This window comes from Streptomyces sp. NPDC048644 (assembly GCF_043199105.1).
GTDB lineage: Bacteria > Actinomycetota > Actinomycetes > Streptomycetales > Streptomycetaceae > Streptomyces.
Genome location: NZ_JBICVO010000013.1, coordinates 20,119 through 38,990, shown reverse-complemented (window position 1 = coordinate 38,990; position 18,872 = coordinate 20,119). Strand labels below are relative to the sequence as shown.

The 18,872-nt window shown below is 69.7% G+C and carries 16 protein-coding genes; 5 read left to right on the top strand and 11 right to left on the bottom strand.

Going from position 1 to position 18,872, the window contains the following annotated elements; translation table 11 throughout:
• Nucleotides 1-4 precede the first annotated feature (4 nt).
• From ACGFNI_RS26185 to ACGFNI_RS26175, 3 genes are read right to left on the bottom strand one after another with little or no spacing between them, the layout of a single operon-like run.
• Nucleotides 5-1,108 (bottom strand): amidinotransferase, encoded by a 1,104-nt coding sequence (locus tag ACGFNI_RS26185; RefSeq protein WP_393687098.1) that lies wholly within the window; start codon nt 1,106-1,108, stop codon nt 5-7.
• Nucleotides 1,105-1,932, bottom strand: coding sequence for an SDR family NAD(P)-dependent oxidoreductase (locus ACGFNI_RS26180; RefSeq protein ID WP_393687097.1), 828 nt, complete (start codon nt 1,930-1,932; stop codon nt 1,105-1,107). The genes ACGFNI_RS26185 and ACGFNI_RS26180 overlap by 4 nt, the downstream gene beginning before the upstream one ends.
• Nucleotides 1,933-1,984: 52 nt before the next feature.
• Nucleotides 1,985-2,956 carry a cupin-like domain-containing protein gene (locus ACGFNI_RS26175; protein WP_393687096.1) on the bottom strand — a complete coding sequence of 324 codons (972 nt, stop codon included), beginning with the start codon at nt 2,954-2,956 and terminating at the stop codon, nt 1,985-1,987.
• Nucleotides 2,957-3,503: 547 nt separating this feature from the next.
• Here ACGFNI_RS26175 and ACGFNI_RS26170 point away from each other — a divergent pair.
• Together ACGFNI_RS26170 and ACGFNI_RS26165 are read left to right on the top strand one after the other, a co-directional pair.
• Nucleotides 3,504-4,646, top strand: a complete 1,143-nt coding sequence (locus ACGFNI_RS26170; RefSeq protein WP_393687095.1) for a glycosyltransferase family 4 protein — start codon at nt 3,504-3,506, stop codon at nt 4,644-4,646.
• Entirely contained in the window at nt 4,646-5,653 is a 1,008-nt protein-coding gene (locus tag ACGFNI_RS26165) for an NAD-dependent epimerase/dehydratase family protein (RefSeq protein ID WP_393687094.1), read from the top strand. The genes ACGFNI_RS26170 and ACGFNI_RS26165 overlap by 1 nt, the downstream gene beginning before the upstream one ends.
• A gap of 100 nt (nt 5,654-5,753) precedes the next feature.
• On the opposite strand, the gene ACGFNI_RS26160 is transcribed toward ACGFNI_RS26165, so the two are convergent.
• On the bottom strand, nt 5,754-6,758 hold the full coding sequence (locus tag ACGFNI_RS26160) for a TauD/TfdA dioxygenase family protein (protein WP_393687093.1): 1,005 nt from the start codon (nt 6,756-6,758) through the stop codon (nt 5,754-5,756).
• A 431-nt stretch (nt 6,759-7,189) separates the two neighbouring features.
• Between ACGFNI_RS26160 and ACGFNI_RS26155 the strand changes: the two genes are divergently transcribed.
• Nucleotides 7,190-8,116 carry an aldo/keto reductase gene (locus ACGFNI_RS26155; protein ID WP_393687092.1) on the top strand — a complete coding sequence of 309 codons (927 nt, stop codon included), beginning with the start codon at nt 7,190-7,192 and terminating at the stop codon, nt 8,114-8,116.
• An 84-nt stretch (nt 8,117-8,200) separates the two neighbouring features.
• Here the strand turns inward: ACGFNI_RS26155 and ACGFNI_RS26150 are convergent, their stop codons facing one another.
• The 7 genes from ACGFNI_RS26150 to ACGFNI_RS26120 form a co-directional block, all read right to left on the bottom strand.
• The gene (locus ACGFNI_RS26150) at nt 8,201-10,177 is read right to left on the bottom strand and encodes an acetoacetate--CoA ligase (protein ID WP_393687091.1); all 1,977 of its coding nucleotides are present in this window, start codon (nt 10,175-10,177) and stop codon (nt 8,201-8,203) included.
• Complete coding sequence (locus ACGFNI_RS26145; RefSeq protein WP_393687090.1) at nt 10,174-10,767, bottom strand: RBBP9/YdeN family alpha/beta hydrolase; 594 nt, start codon at nt 10,765-10,767, stop codon at nt 10,174-10,176. Before ACGFNI_RS26145 ends, ACGFNI_RS26150 begins: the two co-directional genes overlap by 4 nt.
• Nucleotides 10,764-12,050, bottom strand: a complete 1,287-nt coding sequence (locus ACGFNI_RS26140) for an MFS transporter (protein WP_393687089.1) — start codon at nt 12,048-12,050, stop codon at nt 10,764-10,766. The genes ACGFNI_RS26145 and ACGFNI_RS26140 overlap by 4 nt, the downstream gene beginning before the upstream one ends.
• Nucleotides 12,034-12,909 carry a TauD/TfdA dioxygenase family protein gene (locus ACGFNI_RS26135; protein WP_393687088.1) on the bottom strand — a complete coding sequence of 292 codons (876 nt, stop codon included), beginning with the start codon at nt 12,907-12,909 and terminating at the stop codon, nt 12,034-12,036. Before ACGFNI_RS26135 ends, ACGFNI_RS26140 begins: the two co-directional genes overlap by 17 nt.
• A 61-nt stretch (nt 12,910-12,970) precedes the next feature.
• Nucleotides 12,971-13,942 (bottom strand): quinone oxidoreductase family protein, encoded by a 972-nt coding sequence (locus ACGFNI_RS26130; RefSeq protein WP_393687087.1) that lies wholly within the window; start codon nt 13,940-13,942, stop codon nt 12,971-12,973.
• 26 nt (nt 13,943-13,968) lie between these two features.
• Nucleotides 13,969-15,027, bottom strand: coding sequence for a 3-keto-5-aminohexanoate cleavage protein (locus tag ACGFNI_RS26125; RefSeq protein WP_393687086.1), 1,059 nt, complete (start codon nt 15,025-15,027; stop codon nt 13,969-13,971).
• Between the two features lie 172 nt (nt 15,028-15,199).
• Nucleotides 15,200-16,219: an AraC family transcriptional regulator gene (locus tag ACGFNI_RS26120; RefSeq protein ID WP_393687085.1), complete on the bottom strand. Its 1,020-nt coding sequence runs from the start codon at nt 16,217-16,219 to the stop codon at nt 15,200-15,202.
• Between the two features lie 247 nt (nt 16,220-16,466).
• Between ACGFNI_RS26120 and ACGFNI_RS26115 the strand changes: the two genes are divergently transcribed.
• Nucleotides 16,467-17,969 (top strand): long-chain fatty acid--CoA ligase, encoded by a 1,503-nt coding sequence (locus tag ACGFNI_RS26115; RefSeq protein WP_393687084.1) that lies wholly within the window; start codon nt 16,467-16,469, stop codon nt 17,967-17,969.
• Between the two features lie 103 nt (nt 17,970-18,072).
• Entirely contained in the window at nt 18,073-18,801 is a 729-nt protein-coding gene (locus tag ACGFNI_RS26110; protein ID WP_393687083.1) for a FadR/GntR family transcriptional regulator, read from the top strand.
• The last annotated feature ends 71 nt before the right edge of the window (nt 18,802-18,872 follow it).

Sequence of the window (18,872 nt, the reverse complement as noted above, 5' to 3'; positions counted from 1 at the left end):
GGTGTCACCGGCCGCCCGGCCGGGACAGGTAGCGCGCGGGCCCGCCCTCCCGCACGGTGTCAAGCGTGACGCAGTGGAAGGACCCGCCGAAGGTGTAGACGTGCCGGAAGTCCACCGGCACGCAGCGGAATCCCCAGGCCGTCAACGCGTCGATGAGCGGCTGTTCCTGGCGTTCGACCACCACGGTCTCCGGGTCCAGGGAGAGCACGTTCATGCTCACCCATGGACTGCAGAAGTACATCGGCCAGTCCTTCGGCAGCGTCGGCTCCGGGGCGGGCAGGATCTCCCAGCCGTCGAAGAGCTCGTGCGGGACGTAGCGCTCCGGGTGGACCAGGAGCTTGCCGGGCGCCAGCGGTGCGACGGTGGCATCGATGTGCATCGCGTGCGGGTCGTCGGTGTCGATGACCGTCACGTCGAAATCCGGGCCGAGTGCCCGCCGCACCCAGTCGATGCCGAACTCATTGGTGACATGGCTGCGTTGGACGATGAGATCGCGGCCGAAGCGGAGGAAGTCGGCGGCGTCGAAGACCGGCTCGAACTCGGTCACCGCCCAGTCGCCCGCCTCGCCCCCGGTGCGGTACAGCTCGTCGGTCAGCTGGGGGCGCGGAGCCGGGAGCCAGCGGGCGCCGCGCCGGAAGTACGACTTGATCAGCGAACGGAAGGCGTCGACCTCGTGGTGGCGGCAGCGCCAGGACATCGGTGCCTCGATGAGGGCGTCGCCGACAGCCATCAGCAGATCCCTGGGCATCCCGGCGTAGAGACCGCCGTCGGAGGCCCAATTCGGTGTACGGAACGGCGTCTGGTGCTCGACGGCGTCCGGCCTGACCACCGCGATTCCGTGTGCCTCCAGCACCTCGGCCAGGCCCTCCAGCTCCTCCTCGGCCGCCTTGAGGAGGCCGGCGGGCAACGGGGATCCGCCCTGCTCCTGGAAGACGGACCGAGCGGCGTCGGGCACGACGTGCGTCATCGATTCCTGCCAGGAGGGGAAGACCCCGCCCAGCAGGCTCCCCACCACCACTTCCCTTAACGGATCCCATTCGGTGTACGAGTTGACCGCCGGCAGCAGCCGCTGCTTCTGCTCGTCCGGGTGCCCTGCGTCGTTCGTCATGCTCCCCCACTTCGGCGCGGCGTTGCCTTCGGTTCCAGGTGCCCGTCAGGTTCTTCGTGCCGCCGGGCGGCACTGGCCAGTCCGCCGGCGGTCTCACCCCCGTCGATCACGAATGTCTGCCCCGTCACGAACGCGGCGTCCGGGGACGCCAGGTAGGCCACCAGGGCAGCGATCTCTTCCGGGGATCCGAGCCGCTTCAGCGGCAACGCCCCCGCCTGCTGGGCGAGTTGCGCTTCGGTGTACTCGGCTCGTTGCATGGGTGTGAGCACATAGCCAGGACAGATCGCGTTGACCCGGATCTTCGGTGCCAGCTCCAGGGCCAAGGTCCTGGTGAGTTCGATGACCCCGGCCTTGCTCACGTTGTACGCGGCGTAGTCGGGCATGCCCACCATGCCGCTGACCGAAGCGGTGTTGATGATGGCGCCGCCGCCCGACGCCATGCGGCGCCCCGCCTCGCGGGCCACCAGGAACACCCCGGTGAGGTTCACCCGCATCGTCTGTTCCCAGTCCGCGAGCGAGGTCTCCAGGAACGGCCGTCTGATGCTGACCCCGGCGTTGTTGCACACCACGTCCAGTCCGCCCCAGGCGGCGTCCACCTCGGCGAACGCGGCCTGGACCGACGCTTCGTCCGCTACGTCCGCGTGGAGCGACAACCCCCCTTCGGGGACGCCGTCCGCGAACCGTGTGAGGGCGTCCCGGTCGCGGTCCAGAACGGCCACCCGTGCCCCGTTGTGTGCGAAGCGCTGCGCGATGGCCGCGCCGATTCCCGAGGCGCCGCCGGTGACCAGCACCCGCCGCGTGTGATGCCCAGCCTGCTCTGCCAAGCCTGGTCTCCTGAGTGATGAGGCCCCGCGTGGTGCGGGGTTCCGAAGCGGTCTAGGACGCGCTGGGATCGTTTCCGCGGGAGAAGTCCCCGGAGCGCAGTGCGTCGTAGAGCCGCTTGCCGGTGGAAGGCGGGCTGAAGAAGAAGCGGGTCGACTCCGCGCGGCTCAGCAGCCCGTGCACGACGAAGTCGCGGGCGGTGGCCTTCCAGTACGCCGGTCCGAGGCCCCCGAGCTGGGCCAGGTACTGCGTCAGGCCCAGCGGCCGGCCGAACCAGTGGTTGACCGAGACGGACGGGGAGTGCGCCCGGATGTCGTGCCACCAGCCGCGTGGGATGTAGAGCAGGTCGCCCGGCCCCATGCGCACGTGGTGCAGCACCGCGCCCTTCAGCCTGGGGAAGCGGCGCAGGTCCGGCGCGGCGAGGTCCACCTGGCTGTTCACCAGGTTGTCCGGAAAGGGGTAAGCGGCCCTGCTGTCGCGCCACGCCAGCAACGTCACGCTCTTCTCGCCCCAGAGCTGGCAGAAGAAGTTGTCCTTGAGGTCCGAGTGCAGCATCGAGCGCGTGCCGGCGGAGCCGATCCATACCCGGGTGTCAGTGGGGTACCCGTCGGGCGGGAGCAGAGCGGCGAAGTCGCAGTCGGCCGGATCGAAGATCTCGTGCGCCCGTTGGTACGCCAGGTAGCAGGGTGCGGAGGGTTCGGCGGTTTCCACCCGCTCGACGAACTCGGCGAAGCTCAGCTCCCGCTCGTAGCGTCGTTGGTCCTGCGGGAAGAGGACGCCGGTGTCGGGGAGGTCCAGCAAGGCCGTGACCCGCCGTGCGCCGTGGCGCTCCGCCAGGGCGGCCGGATGCCACGCGGCGCGGGCCGGCCAGGAGTCGAGGAGGCCGGTACAGAGCATCGGTCCGGAGCGCCGGGCGACAGTACGGCGCAGTGCACCGATGTCGGACGCGGCGGCCCGCGCTACCCGACGGACCGTCAGGCCCTCGTCCAGCAGCTGCAATGCCATCATGGCCGTCGGATTCGGCACCTCCTCGGTTAACTCCAGTTGCTTTCCGAACCGTCGTGCTCCGGATCGTTCGATTCGGCTCATGACAACTCACTGTCCGGGCTCGCCTGCTCCTTGCCTAGCCCCCCTGGCCAGGCACCCCACCTGAACGCCCACTTCCGGCCAGCGGCGGGCGGGCCTCCGTGCGCGTCGTGAGGCGCACCGCCCGGCCACGCCGCCACGATTGAGACGGTTTCGGTCGCGGTGGCGTGGCCGGGCGGTGTGCGTTCCGGCAATCGCGGACGTCACAGGGGCAGCATCCGCCACTCGCCCCTCGACGAGCCCAGGACGCAACGGCCCTATTCCCGGCGTAAGCACGGCCGCTGCCGCCGCACAACAGCGGCAATGCACCGATCCACGCTGTCCGGATGTCACCGGATACCGCCGGGCGGACGGTGTGGGAATGACTGCGTGGGCAGCAATGGGGGCGGACCGCCGGCGCGAGAGGAAAGGTCCGCCATGCAGCACGAGGAGATCGAGCAGCTGACCGAGGAACTTCCCGAGTACGAACTGCCGAAGTGAGGCCCTCATGCGGATCGCCTATCTGCACGCGTGCGAAATTCCCTCGGTCTTCGCCAACGGAGTTCATGTGATGCGCATGTGCGACGCCTTCGCGGACGCGGGGCATGACGTCACCCTCTACGCGGCGACGGGATCCACGCCTGCCGAGGACGTCCATGCGTACTACGGCACCCGCAACCGCTTCCCGGTGCGCATCTTCGGCGCGCCGCGGATCCCGGTGCTCGGCCTCTGGATCCGGGCCTGGCGGGTCCGCCGGGCCGTGCGCCGCTCCGGTGGCGTCGACCTCGTCTACGGCAGGGATCTGTACGCGCTGCTCGCCTCGGCGGGCCTGGCGCCGCTCGTCTACGAAACTCACCTCCTCAGGCCCGGCAGGGACCAACGCGCCATGGAGCGGCTGCTGTTCCGGCTGCGGGGCCTGCGCCGCGTGGTCACCGTCACCCAGGCGCTCGCCGATGACTACCGCCGCACCGTCCCCCGGCTGCGGCGGCCCGGCGGGCCCGAGATGGTGACCGCATCCGACTGCGCCGATCTCCCTCCGGCCACCGGGCCGACGGCGACGCTGCCTGGCCGGCCTGACGCCCTGAAGGTGGGGTACGTCGGACACCTTTACCCGGGCCGGGGCATCGAGGTCATCCTCGCGCTGGCCGCCTCCCTGCCCGATGCCGACTTCCACCTCGTCGGCGGCACGGACGAGGACCTGGCCCACTGGCGGAGCCGGACCCACCCGCCCAACATGTACTTCCACGGCCACCGGCCACCCGCCCAACTGCACCCCTACTACCGCGCGTTCGACCTCGTCCTCGCTCCTTACCAGCAGCGCGTCGCCATCGCCGGGGGCGCCGGGGACATCAGCCGCTGGGTCTCGCCGATGAAGCTGTTCGAGTACATGTCGCACGGCAAGACGATCATCGCATCCGACCTGCCGGTGCTCAGGGAGGTCCTGACGGACGGCGTCAACTGCGTGCTCTGCCCGCCCGACGATGTCGCGGCCTGGACGGCGGCCGTCAAGCGCCTGGCCGAAGCCCCCGAGGAGCGCGCATCTTTGGGCCGGGAGGCCGAACGGCAACTGCGCAGCGACTACACCTGGCGGGCCCGCGTGGACCGCGTCCTGCCTCTCACGGACAGCGCACCCGTGCGCGGGAGCAACTGATGCGGGCGGCCGTGACCGGCGCGGCCGGCTTCATCGGCTCGCACCTCTGCGACCATCTGCTCGCCGCCGGCGACACCGTCATCGGCATCGACGCGCTCACCGACTGCTACGACCCGATGCGCAAGCGGCGCCACCTGGCCGATGCGCGCCGCTCCCCCGTCTTCTCCTTCCACCACGTCGATGTGCTGGACCCGCAGCTCGACGCCCTGCTCGACGACGTGGACGTCGTCTACCATCTGGCCGGGCAACCCGGTGTACGGCCTTCCTGGGGGCGGGAGTTCGAGCTCTACACCCGCCGCAATGTACTGGCCACCCAGCGCCTGCTGGAGACCGTGCGCGACCGCCCGCTCCGCAAGTTCCTCCACGCCTCCAGTTCGTCGGTCTACGGTGATGCCGACTGCTTCCCGACACCGGAGACCGCCTGCCCGCATCCGGTGTCACCGTACGGCGTGACCAAACTCGCCGCCGAGCACCTGTGCGAGATGTACCGCACGACGTACCGCGTGCCCACGGTGTCCCTGCGGCTGTTCACCGTCTACGGCCCGCGCCAGCGCCCCGACATGGCCTTCTCCCGCCTGATCGCCGCCGCATCCGGCGGTCCCTCCTTCCCTCTCTACGGTGACGGCGGGCAGACCCGCGACTTCACCTACGTACGGGATGTCGTCGCGGCCATGCGGGACGCCGCCTGCTCCCCCTTCACCGGGATCGCCAACCTCGGCGGCGGCCGGCCTGTGTCCATCCGGCAGGCGATCGGCGCCGTCGAGCAGGTCGCAGGGCCGGTCGCCCTCGACCGGCGGCCGGCCCTGCCCGGCGACGCCCGGCACACCGGCGCCGACATCACCGTCGCCGCCCGCGAGTTCGGGTTCCGGCCCCGTACCCGGCTGGAGGACGGACTGGCGGCGATGGCCGAGCAGGCGGCACCGGGCGACGCGGATGGGCCGGATGGTGCGCTGAGCACCGGCATCGGGGCGCCGAGCACCGGGATCGGGAGAGGGCGACGGGAGTGAGCGCGGACTGAGCACGGACTGAGCGACGACCAAGTCCTGGTCGGCGTCGCCGGCCGCACGAGGGAATCCCCCGCCGCTACGCCCTCGCCGTGATCCGGCGCTATCCCGGCATCGGTCCGGTGTGGTCACTCTCTCCGGGGCCGGTGAAGGGCTTGAGCGGTTCTCCTCGCACGGATTCGGATACGAAACCGTCCGGCCCGACCGGGCGGTCCCCCTGGACCAGCACCCGGTACATCCTGCGCCGGTAGTCGGTGTAGAGGAGATCTGCGGGCTGGAGATGGGCCACCGCGCGGTTGTCCCAGACGGCGACGTCGCCGGGCTCCCAGTGATGCCGCACGGTGTATTCGGGACGGCTGATGTGGGCGAAGAGCAGTCCGAGAATGCCGTCGCTTTCCCAGGGGAGCATTTCGGCGACATGAGAGACGGAGGCCGGTGGCAGGAAGAGCGCCTTCTGCTTCGTCTCCGGGTGCACACGCACCACCGGGTGCAGGGACAGCAGCGTTTCCCTGACTCTCTTCCGGATGATCTCCAGGTCTTCGTCGTCGGAGAACAGCAGCCGTACTCCGGCGTGCAGAGCATGCTCGGCGCGCAGGTTGTCAGCCAACTGCTGTAGGGGGCGGGACAACCCTTCATAGGCGGCGACGAGATTGGTCCACTGGGTGTCGCCACCGCACTCCGTGGCCACTTCACATCTGAGTATCGAAATCGCCGGCGGATTCACGGCGGAGGCGATGTCCACATGCCAGCCGGAATCGTGGCGCTCCGACTTACGGTACAACCGCTCCTCGAACCTGAGGCCGGTCCGGGTGCCTTTCGCATCCGGGTCGACGACAAGGATCTCCGGGAACCCTTCCGGGTGCGTGCCGTGCTGCCGGCCCGGAAGGCGGGTCAATTCGCCGAAGTGACGGGCGAAAGCCACCTGGGCGGCGTGGTTCAGGTTCTGCTCACGGAAGAAAAGCACTTTGTGGTGGAGCAGGGCGGCACGGATCTCCCTCATGGTGTCGGGGTCATACTGATCCGCAGCCGCCAGATCCACCCCTCGAATGTTCGCCCCGATTCTTCCCGCGACGCCGCGTACGTCAATCCTGGAAAACTCCTTGGCCACGGTACGCCCTCCTCGGTCATGCCCAGCGCAGAATTTCCTACCACCGCTGAAGGTATCTGCATGGAACGAGAGGAATTCAACGGTCAACCGGTTCGATTATCGGCAGTCATGAGAGACCGTCAAGGAGCCGCGACTTCCTGGCCTGCTGATTCGGCCAGGTTCCGGCAGGAAAATATCTGATCTCCTCGCCTCTCGCGTCACCACTGCCCCTTGTGTCCGGCATATCGGACACTTCATGCGCGTTTCGGTCATGATCCCGACGGCGTCGGCGAGTCCTGATCGAAGAGGGCGCTCTTGCGTCCCGCCCAGGCACTCTTACCATGCGTGAGACCCCGGATGAGGCCGTCCACCGACGAGCGACTGAGGTGGGGGGCAAATTCAGCTGAGGGCAGCTCTTGAACGGGCATCAAGTTTCCGTACACTGAGGAACCATGCGCTATCTCTCCATGGGAACTTCGGGATTACAGGTCTCCGCAGTCGGCTTGGGATGCAACGAATTGGGGAGGTCCGTCGGGCTGGACCAGGCGCGTACGGTGGTAAGTGCCGCGCTGGATACCGGGATCACCCTGTTCGACACCGCCGATGTCTACGGAGACTCCGAATCCGTGCTCGGTGAATGCCTTCAGGGACAGCGAGAGAATGTCGTCCTGGCGACCAAGTTCGGGCATCAGAAAATGGGGATGGGGTATGGCCCCGCAGCCGGCGCCAAGGGCGGACGTGCTTACATTCGCCGCGCTGTCGAGGCGTCACTCCGGCGTCTCCGTACGGACTACATCGACCTCTACCAAATCCATACACCCGACCCGCACACTCCCGTAGAGGAGACGCTCGCCGCGCTGACCGAGCTGGTCCGTGAAGGCAAGGTCCGGTACATCGGGAACTCCAATTTCGCGGGCTGGCAGATCGCCGAAGCCGCGTGCGCCGCCCGTTCCGGCGGGTTCGAGCCGTTCATCTCCGCGCAGAACCACTGGTCGCTGCTCAACCGTGATATCGAGAACGAAGTCGTCCCGGCCGCACGTCGTTTCGGACTCGGGGTACTGCCGTATTTCCCACTGGCGAACGGCTTGCTGACGGGCAAGGTACGGCGCGGCAGGGCCATCCCGGAAGGAACCCGCATCGCGGAGAGCGCGTACCAGGTGACGGAGGCACGGCTTGACACCGTGGAAGCATTGATCTCCTGGGGTCTGGAGAACGGTCGCAGTCTCCTGGAGATCTCGATCGGTGCTCTCGCCGCGTTCCCCGGCTGCAGTTCAGTGATCGCAGGGGCCACGAAGCCGGAACAGGTGACCGCCAACGCGGCGGCAGGGCAGTGGATTCCCACCGCCCGAGAGCTGAAGGAGGTCTTGGAGCTGCTGTAGCGGCGGCGGGGAAGCCCGGGTTCTTCCCGAGGCTTCAAGTCGGTTGCCCGGAGCTGACGTTGGGCTCCGGGCACCTCGGGGTGATCACGTGCTCTGCCGTGGCCCCTCTCCCCCGCCGGTGCGCAGTTCGGCGGCGAAGTCCGCGAACCAGGCCAGCATGTCGGGCCGGGTCACGGCGCCTTCGGTGCTGACGTCGGTGACGCGGGCGCCCTGGAGGATGTGTTTGACCGGGACCTCCAGCTTCTTTCCCGTGAGGGTGCGGGGCACCGCATCGATGGGGACGACGACGTCCGGCACATGCCGGGGTGACAGGCTCTGCCGGATCGCGCCGACGATCTCGGCGCGCAGGGCGTCGTCGAATCGCACCCCTTCCGCGGGCACGACGAACAGCGGCATGCAGTAGCGGCCGTCCGGCAGTTCGGCGCCGATGACGAGGCTGTCCGCGATCCGCGGGAGCTGTTCGACGACGGCGTAGAGGTCGGCCGAGCCCATCCGGACGCCCATGCGGTTGAGGGTGGCGTCGGAGCGTCCGGCCACCACGACGGAGAGGTCGGTGTCGACGGTGACCCAGTCGCCGTGCCGCCACACGCCCGGATAGACGTCGAAGTAGCTGCTCTTGTAGCGCTCGTTGCCGGGGTCGTCGACGAAGTACAGCGGCATCGACGGCAGTGGCGCCGTCACCACCAGTTCGCCTTGCTGCCCGGTACGCGGCTGCCCGGTGGCGTCCCAGGACGCGAGGGCCACCCCCAGGGCGGGTCCGGAGATCCGGCCGGTGCGCACCGGCAGCAGCGGGGAGTCGCCGGCCAGGACCGAGCAGATGTCGGTGCCGCCGCAGATCGACTGGAGCCTGGCATCGGGGGCGAGCGGGCCGCGGGCCCAGTGCCAGGTGCTGTCGGGCATCGCCGAGCCGGTCTGCAGGAGGGACCGCACCGTGCGCAGGTCCGTCTCGGCCGCCGGGTGGGCGCCCGCCTTCTCCGCGGCGATCAGGTAGGCGGCGCCGACGCCGACGACCGTCGCGCCGGTGCGTTCGGCGATCCGCCAGACCCCGTTGATGTCGGGGTGGGTGGGGCTGCCGTCGTACAGGACGAGGGTGGTCCCGTGCAGCAGGCCCGCGACCATGAGGTTCCACACCATCCAACTGGTGGAGGTGTGGAAGAAGTAGCGGTCCTGCGCCCGCAGGTCGGCGCCGAGGCCGAGTGCCTTGAGCAGTTCGACGACGATGCCGCCGTGGCCGTGCACGATGCCCTTCGGCAGGCCGGTGGTGCCCGACGACCACAGGATCCACAGCGGGTGGTCGAACGGGACGTCGGCGAAGGCCGGTTGGGCCTGCCGGCCGGCCAGTTCGGTCCATCTGTGCTGTGTCACGTCCGGCCGCCGGGACCAGGCAGGACCACCGTCGGACGCGTACAGGCGGTCGACGGCGACGAGGTGGCGGACCGTGGGCAGGCCGTCCAGGATCTCGGCGGCGTGCGGGCGCCGGTCGTACTCCTTGCCCGCGTAGCGGTAGCCGTCCGCGGCCACCAGGACCGTCGGCCGCGCCTGGCGCAGCCGCGCGAGCACGCTCGGCGTACCGAAGTCCGGTGAGCAGACCGTCCAGGTCGCGCCGACGGCAGCGGTGGCCAGGAGGGCGACCACGGCCTGCGGGATGTTCGGCAGGTACCCGGCGACACAGTCTCCGGGGCCCACGCCCAGCTCGCGGAGGGTGGCGGCCACGCCCGCCACTTCGCCGGCGAGCCGGTCCCACGAGATCTCCGCGGGGTCGCCCGTCTCGGACACGGCGATGAGTGCGGGGCGTTCGTCGGTGGCGTGGGCGAGGCACTGCCGGGCGAAGTTGAGGCGCGCGCCGGTGAACCAGGTCGCGCCCGGCATGGTCGCGTCGGCGAGTACCTCGTCGTAGTCGCTGACGGCGGGCAGGCCGTAGTACTCCCACACGGCCGACCAGAAGCCGGGCAGGTCGTCGGTGCTCCAGCGCCACAGCTCGGCGTAGTCCGTGAACGACAGGTCGCGCTCCTTCTCCAGCCATCGCAGGAAGTCGGCGATGTTGGAGTGGTGCGCGCTCATGCGGACGCCTCGGTGTCCGATGTCGTGCGGCAGCCGAAGGTGTGGAGGAATTCCTGTGCCTGCGGCCAGTCCCCGTAGCCCGATGCGGGATTGAGGTGTCCGACCGGGCCGAGGTCCACCAGGCGGCTGCCCCAGTCATGGGCCAGTGCGGCGACCCGGTCGAAGCGGGCCATGGGGTCGTCCGTGCTCGCCGCGACGATGGCGGGGAACGGGAGGGGCGTCCTCGGGACCGGGAGCCAGCCGTTCTCCCGCAGGGTCTGCGGTCCGGGGTGGCCGTCGGGCAGCGGGGTGTCGAAGTCCGGCGGGGTCGCGAGCAGGGCGCCGCGCACCGTGTGGTGGTGCCGGGCCGCCCAGTGCACGGTGGTGTGCACTCCGGCGCTGTGCGCGACGAGCACCACCGGCCCCTGGATCCGGGACAGGGTGTCGTTCAAGGCCGTCACCTGCGCGTCGCGACTGAGCCGGGTGTCCGTCAGGGGCGGCACGGTGACGGCGCCGGCGATCCGGGCGGCGAGTGCCGTCTGCCAGTGGTCGGGGACGTGATCGCGCAAGCCGGGTACGAGCACGACCGTGGGCGTGGGGGTGGGATTCATGTCGGGAGCTCCGATTTTCCGAGGGACCAGGCCGAGAGCGAGACGAGGCCCTTGTCGTAATGGCGTCTGCCGAGCGCGAAGGCCAGGCCCGCCACGAGCGAGACGAGCGGGATGACGCGGAGTGCGGCGTGCAGGCCCACGCGGTCGGCGAGCATGCCGGTCACCGCCGGTCCAGGTGCCAGGCCCAGCAGGCTGTTGGCGAGGGTGAGCGTGGCCATGGCCGTCGCCGCGACGGCGGCCGGGGTCAGGCTCACCACCATGGCGGCGGCAGGCCCCGCGGTGGCGTTGGACAGCAGGGTGCCGAGGCCGACGAGGACGAGTTGCGGTGTGCCGGGCGGCAGTTGGAACCCTGCCGTGAGGAGGGTGAGCGACCCGACGCTGCAGACGATGGCGACGGTCCACTTCAGGTGGGGTTTCCGGCGTCCGAGCCGGTCGCAGACCATGCCGCCGCCGACCATGCCGATGCCGGTGATCAGCGCGAACGCTCCGGCGGCGAGCCCGGCCTTGGCGGGCGCCAGACCGTAGGAGCGGTCGAGGAAGCTGGGCATCCAGGCCAGCAGCGCCATCGCGAGGAACATCTGCAGCCCGCTGCCGACATAGGCGCACAGCACGGAGACGGAGGAGAACAGCCGCGGCAGGAGTGTCCGCACCGGCCCCCGGGTACCCGGTGTGCCGCCGGGCCCTGCGTCGGCCGACGCCAGTTTCCGCTCCGTCACGACGACGCTGTAGAGCGCCGCCAGGGCCAGTCCGAACAGGCCCATGACGGCGAACGTCCAGCGCCATCCGAGGTGTTGGGCGACGACGCCGCCGATCGACACGCCGAGTACGGATCCGAAGGCGCCGCCCGCGATGAACGTGCCGGACAGGGTGGCCCGCAGGCGGGCCGGGAACACGCTCAGCACCACGGCGATGCCGACGCTCCCGTAAGCCGCCTCGCCCACGCCGACCATGAAGCGGCCGAGGAACATCTGGCCGTAGCTCGCGGAGACGGCGCAGCCCAGGGTCGCCAGGCTCCACACCACCGCGGCCACGACCAGGCTCCTGACCCGGCCCCAGCGGTCGGCGAGCAGCGACAGCGGGAAGGTCAGCACGCCGACCATCAGGGCGACGACGCCGCTCAAGGACCCCAACTGGGCGTCGGTGAGCAGCCATTCGGCCTTCAGCAGCGGGAACACCGCGTTCAGCACCTGCCGCGACATGTAGTCGGACAGCAGCAGTCCGAAGCTGAGGACGAACACCAGCCACGCGTAGCGGCGGGTCACCGGCTCAGCAGGGCCGGTCACCGGCGATCCCGGCACGCTCCATCTTGCGGACGGCCGGCCAGTAGTCCTGGACCGCGTAGTGCTGGGTGGAGCGGTTGTCCCAGATGGCCACGCTGTTCTCGGTCCAGCGCCAGCGGACCTGGTATTCGGGGATCGCCGCCTGACTGGTCAGGTAGTTCAGCAGGAGGTTGGCGCCGGGGACGTGGTCCTGGCCGAACCGCACGTGCTCGGGGGTGTGATGGTTGACGAAGTGGGTGGTGAAGGCATTGACGAAGAGGATCTTCTCCCCGGTCTCCGGGTGGGTGCGGACCACCGGGTGCTCCGGGTCCGGGTAGCGGGCCTTGAGCCGGTGGCGCTCTTCCACCGGCATGACCGCGCCGAAGCTCGCCTCGATGCTGTGCCGGGCACGCAGGCCGGCGATCTGCGTACGGATGTGCTCGGGGAGCCTGCGGTACGCCTCGGCCATGTTCACCCAGATCGTGTCGCCACCCACCTCGGGGGTCTCCACACAGCGCAGCACGGCGCCCATCGGCGGGCAGTCGCGCCATGTCGCGTCGCAGTGCAGGGCGTTCTCGTAGTGCTCGGGCTTGCTGTCCAGGTCCTTGTAGATGCGGACCAGGCCAGGGTTCTCGGGGTCGCTGCCGAGGACCGGGTGGTCCTCCAGCGGGCCGAGGCGGGAGGCGAAGGCGACGTGCTCGGCCCGGGTCATGTCCTGGTCGCGCAGGAACAACACCTTGTGGCGGAGCAGGAGTTGTTTGATCTCGGCGAAGAGTGTGTCGTCGCGGGCGGCGTCGCTGAGCTGGACGCCGTGCAGTTCGGCTCCGATGGTGCAGGTCAACGGTTCGGCCTGGATCCGGGTCCGGGTGGAGGTCTGCGTCATGGGTGCTCTCCTGGGGTTCGGGGGCTCGAAACGGTCGGGGAACTCAGAGGGCTCGGATGGCTCAGGGGACCAGGACGGACGAACCCGTGGTGCGGCCCGCCTCCAGTGCGCGGTGCGCCGCCACGACGTCGTCGAGGGCGTAGCGCTGGTTGATGCGGATCGCGATCCGGCCGGCGGCGACGTGGCCGAACAGTTCGCCGGCCAGGCCGTCCCGCTCCGCCGGCTCGGCGATGTAGTCGGCCAGCGCGGGCCTGGTCACGAACAGCGAGCCGTGGATGGCGAGTTGCATCGCGTCCAGCGGCGGCACACCGGACGCCGTGCCGAAGCACACCAGGAGGCCGCGGCGGCTGAGCGAGGCCATGGATCCGGCGACGGTGTCCTTGCCGATGCTGTCGAGGACGAGGGGCACACCTGCCCCGTCGGTCAGCTCCCGTACGCGCGCGGCGACGTCCTCCTGGCGGTACAGGATGGTGTGGTCGCATCCATGGGCGCGGGCGAGTTCGGCCTTCGCCTCCGTGGAGACCGTGCCGATCACGGTGAGACCGAGCAGCTTCGCCCACTGGCAGATGATCAGGCCGACACCGCCGGCGGCGGCGTGCAGCAGGATCGTGTCGCCCGGCGTCAGCGGATGGATCCGGCGCAGCAGGTAGGCGGCGGTGAGGCCGCGCATGGTCATCGCGGCGGCGGTCTCGCAGTCGATGCCGTCGGGCAGCCGGATCAGCGGGTCGGCCGGCATGATCCGTTCGGTGCTGTAGGCGCCGAGCGGGCTGCCGGTGTACGTGACGCGGTCGCCCTCGGCGACGTGGGTGACGCCCGTGCCGACGGCCTCGACGACGCCGGCGCCCTCGACGCCGAGACCGGCGGGCAGCGGCGCCGGGTAGAGGCCGGTGCGGAAGTAGGTGTCGGCGAAGTTGAGGCCGATGGCCTCGTGCCGGACGCGGACCTGTCCTGGGCCCGGGTCGCCGACGGTGACCTGCTCCCGCCGCAGGACGTCGGGGCCGCCGGTCTCGTGGAAGCGGATGGCGTGTGCCACGTGGTGCTCTCTTCGTTCGGTGGTGGTCAGCGGGTGGTGTCGCGGAGCATGAACCCGCGCTGTCCTGGACGCCGGTTGGGCACCATGCCGAGCCGGGCCAGGGTCTGGTCGGTGTCGGCGTAGTACTCGCCGATGTGGTAGATCTCCTTGGCCTCCACGCCGCTCGCGACGTCACGGCCGAGGGTGTCGGCGATCTGCACCATCTGCTCGACCTGCCGGACGGAGCTCATGCGCTCGCCCTTGCGCGCCCAGAGGTTGTCCTCGTTGCCCACGCGGACGTGCACGCCGAGGGCGATGGCGACGGCGTTCATGGGGGCGACGGCGCGCATCGAGGACTCGATGGTGAGCACGGCGCCGTCGGGGACGCGGCGGACGAACTCGATCAGGTCGGCGGGGTGGCGCCCGGCGAACCCGCCGCCGATGGCGACGTAGTTGAGGACCAGGGGGCCGGTGTACACGCCGTTGCGGATGAGGCGCTCGACGGTCTCCAGCTGCGCCATGGTGGCGAGTTGGAAGTGCGGCTGGATGTCGTTGGCGTGCAGGCGTTCCAGGTGTTCGAGGTAGAAGTCGGGACCGGCATCGACGACCATGTCGCGGTAGGCCCGGTAGTAGTCGGGCTTGGCGATGGAGGTGCCGGCCAGGTCGTCGTCCGTCATGATCTCGACGATGTTCATCTGGCTGGTGTTGATGGCGATCGTCACCTGGTCGGGGCGCGGGGTGAGTTCGGCCAGCAGGTGACGGGTGTCGTAGCTCAGCCACTTCGCGTCGGCGCCCTCGTCCTCGGGAGCGAACGAGATCGACCCCCCGATCTGCAGGACCATGTCAGGAACGGCCTCGCGCAGCCGTCCGAGCAGCTCGTTGAACATGGACATGCGCTTGGAGCCGTGGCCGTCCAGTTCACGTACGTGGATGTGGAGCACGGTGGCGCCGGCGTTGTAGCAGTCAACGGCGGCCTGGACGTGCTCGTCCATGGTCAGGGGGAGGTCGTCGGCGTCGCCGGGGAGCCACTCCGGGCCGTAGGGAGCGGCCTGGATCACCAGCTTCTCCTGGTTCTCGGGCAGCATGGAGTCGTCGAGGAAGTGCACGGGTCATCTCCTGGTAAGCAGACGCTGCGGGCTGATGGCAGCCGGGCGCCATCGGGCCCAACTCGCCGTGTTCACAAGGGTGTTGCTCGATGAATCTGCGGTTTCCCTTGCGATACGGCCACGTTAGGAGCGGGTTACGCGCCGCGCTTCACCCGAGGTGACAGGAGACTTGTCACTTGGGGACAGGGCCGGTGGCCGCCCGGCGGGTGCGCCACTCGCGCGCACTGGTGCCGAACCGGTCGCGGAACCAGCGGGAGAAGGCGCTGGGGGTGGAGAAGCCGAGCAGGCCGGAGATCTCCGTCAGGGAGCGGCGCGGGTTCGCCACCAGCTGCTCGGCGAGCTGGGTGCGCGTGGCGTTGACGAGCGAGGAGAACGTCTCGCCTGACGCGGACAGATGCCGGTGGACGGTCCTGCGGTCGACGCCGAGGCTCCCCGCGACCTGTTCGATCGAGCAGCGGCCGGTCGGCAGCAGGACCTCGATCAGCTCGCGCACCCGGTCCAGCTCGGTGGTGTCCGATGCCACCGCGATGGACTCGAAATACTGGCGGGCGTAGCCGCGCAGCAGGGGGTCCGACATCGTATTGGGGGTGTCGAGTTCGGTGGCGTAGAAAACGAGGCCGTTGAATTCCCGGTCGAATTCCACCACCGGCCCGAAGTGTCGCCGGTGTGCGGCGACGTCGCGAGGGGCTCCGTGGGTGAAACACACGGACACCGGCCGCCAGCGGGCGCCGAGGAAGACCCGCAGAAATCCGTGGAAGGCACCGACGGCCAGCTCGATGGCCTGCCGGGCGCGGCGCGTCTCACCGAGCTCCAGGCTCACCTTGACGGTGGCGAGTCCGTTCGCCTCGGTGAGCCGGCTGCGCAGCATCTCGTTGCACATGCGCTCGTGGCGGACCAGGAGTTGGATGGCGCTGCGGACATCGGGCTCCTCGCGCAGAACGAGGCTGATGGGCCCGAGATTCGAGAAGCGGCGGCGCTCGGCGAGGAGCAGACCGAAGTCCTCCCGGCGGGCGGCCACGGCGGAGAGTTCGAGGAGATCGGTGACGGCGACGCCTGATATCCACCGGTCCTGGACAGCGAGCCCGACCGGATCGAGACCGACGCGCTTCATCAGGGCGCGCGGATCGATGCCGAGGGACTGGCTGAGCTCTACGTAGCTGCTCAGCGCTGCGTTGCGGACCAGTGGCTTCATCGGGGCGCTCCAGGACTCTGTCCCCAACTGATAAGCCATTCGTCCCGTCAGGTCAAGCGATGCGCCGGTCCTTGACCTAGCGTGGCAGCACCGCGGAGTCCGCACAGAATTCCGGCACACCACACCTTGGCAAAGCCTCAGCCTCGTGAAAAGTCCTCGTTATCGGCTCGAATTCGCGGACGAATTCAGGATTCCACTCCCTCGGCGCCACGGAAGGGCACAGGCCCCCCGACGACAAGGAAGCCGCATGACCGACCTGTTCGCACTCCTGGCCCGAGCCGTCCGGTCCCACGCCGACCGGACGGCCGTACGGCAGGGCAGCGCCCAGCTCACGTACGCCCAACTCGACGACCTCACCGCCCGGTTCGCCGCACTCCTGCGCTCCATAGGTCTTCGAGCGGGCGACCGCGTGGCAGTGGCCCTGCCCAACGTCATCCACTTCCCCGTCGCGTACTACGGCATCCTGCGCGCCGGTGGCGTGGTGGTCCCGATGAATCCGCTGCTGAAGTCCGGCGAGATGGCCTTCGTGCTCCGCGACTGCGGTGCCCGTCTGGTGGTGGCTTCCCCTTCCTGCTCGGACGAGGCCGCTCCGGCGGCGGCGCGGACCGGTGCGGAGTGCCTGGTAGCGGACCCGGCGACGTTCGCCGCTGTACTGCGCTCGATTCCGGCGATGGCCGGGTCGGCCTGCGGTGCCGACGACGACACCGCGGTGATCCTGTACACGTCCGGCACCACGGGTACTCCCAAGGGTGCGGAGCTGACGCACCGCAACCTCGTGAGCAACGCGCTGACCACGGCGCGGACGCTGCTGCGCGTGGGGCCGGACGACGTCCTCTTCGGCGGCCTCCCGTTGTTCCACGCGTTCGGGCAGACCTGCGCGCTCAACACCGCGGTCGCGGCGGGCTCCTGTCTGACCCTGCTGCCCCGCTTCGACGCGGCCGGGGCGCTGGAGACGCTGCGCCGGGACGGGGTGACCGTCTTCCTGGGAGTGCCCACGATGTACAACACCCTCCTCCGGAACGGAATCGGGGAGCCCCTGCCGCGGCTGCGCCTCGCGGTCTCGGGCGGCGCCTCGCTGCCCGTCGAGTTGCTGCACGCCGCCGAGCGGGAACTGGGCGTCACCGTACTGGAGGGCTACGGGCTCTCGGAGACGTCGCCGGTGGCCTGCTTCAACCCGCCCGACCGCCCCCGCAAGGCCGGTTCCATCGGGCTTCCCATCCGCGGGGTCGACCTGCGCATCGTCGCGGACGACGGTGCGCAGGTCGGCCCCGGCGAGGTCGGCGAATTGACGATCCGGGGCACGAACGTCATGAAGGGGTACTGGAACCGGCCGGACGCCACCGCGCACGCCTTGCGTGACGGGTGGTTCCACAGCGGCGATCTCGCCCGTGTCGACGAGGACGGCTACTACTTCGTCGTCGACCGCATGAAGGACCTCGTCATCCGCGGCGGCTACAACGTCTATCCGCGCGAGATCGAGGAGGTTCTGTACCGGCACCCGGACGTCACGGAGGCCGCGGTCGTCGGTGTTCCCGACCCGGCGCACGGTGAGGAGATCGCCGCGGTGCTGGTCCTCAGGCCCGGTGCCCGCACGACGTCGGACGAGCTGCGCGACTACGTCCGACAGCGGGTCGCGGCCTACAAGTACCCGCGGATCGTGCGGTTCGTCGACGCACTGCCCAAGGGAGCGACCGGCAAGATCCTCAAGCGGGACATCGTGATCGCCCCGCCGGAGCCCCTGGACACCTGACCGTCACGGCCGGTGAGCCGAGAGCCCCCACGGCACTGGGAACTCTTCACGAAATGCGCTCGGAGCTGACCGCACTCCGCTCCCAGATCTTCATGATGTTCAAATGTCTGACCTCTGTGCGTATGCTGTCTCCATGAAACCCATCAGCACACCCCGGAGGTCGGCAAGCCTGTCCTCGCAGCTCGTGGACAGCCTCCGCTCGCACATCGAAGCGGGGGGATGGCCCGTGGGCACGCGCATCCCGCCGGAGCAGGCCCTCATCGAGGAACTCGGGGTCGGACGCAGCACGCTGCGGGAGGCGCTCGGCGCGCTCGTGCACCTGGGCCTGCTGGAAGCCCGGGTCGGGGACGGCACCTACGTCCGCGCGTCGAGTGAGCTCCAGTCGGTCATGGTGCGGCGAGCGAGTTCCGCGCAGCGGGACAACGTACTCGAACTGCGCACCGTCCTTGAGGAGTACGCCTCGGGGGCCGCCGCTCTGCGTCGCAGCGATGACCAACTGCACCAACTCAGAGAGCTGTTGGCCGACGCCGACGCGGCCTGCGCCGGTGAGGACACGTCCGCGGCCACGAATGTCGACGCGTTGTTCCACCGGGCCGTCGTCCGGGCGAGCGGAAACGACCTCCTGATCGAGGTGTACGACTACCTCGGTACGGCTCTCACCTCCTCCCTGGGGGGCCTGCCCTGGGATGCCACCGGCGCCGAGGAACATGCCCGCCTGCACAGGCGACTCGTCGACGCGATCGAGGCCAGGGACGAGAGCGGCGCCCGCGACGCGGCAGCCGCGATCGTCCAGCTCACCCGCGACAACCAGGCCGAGGCGGAGGGACAGTGAGCCCGCGGCAGCCTGCCTGACCGGTCTCACCGGTGCCGGCACGCCGCTGCCCGCTCCGATCAGGCGGAGCG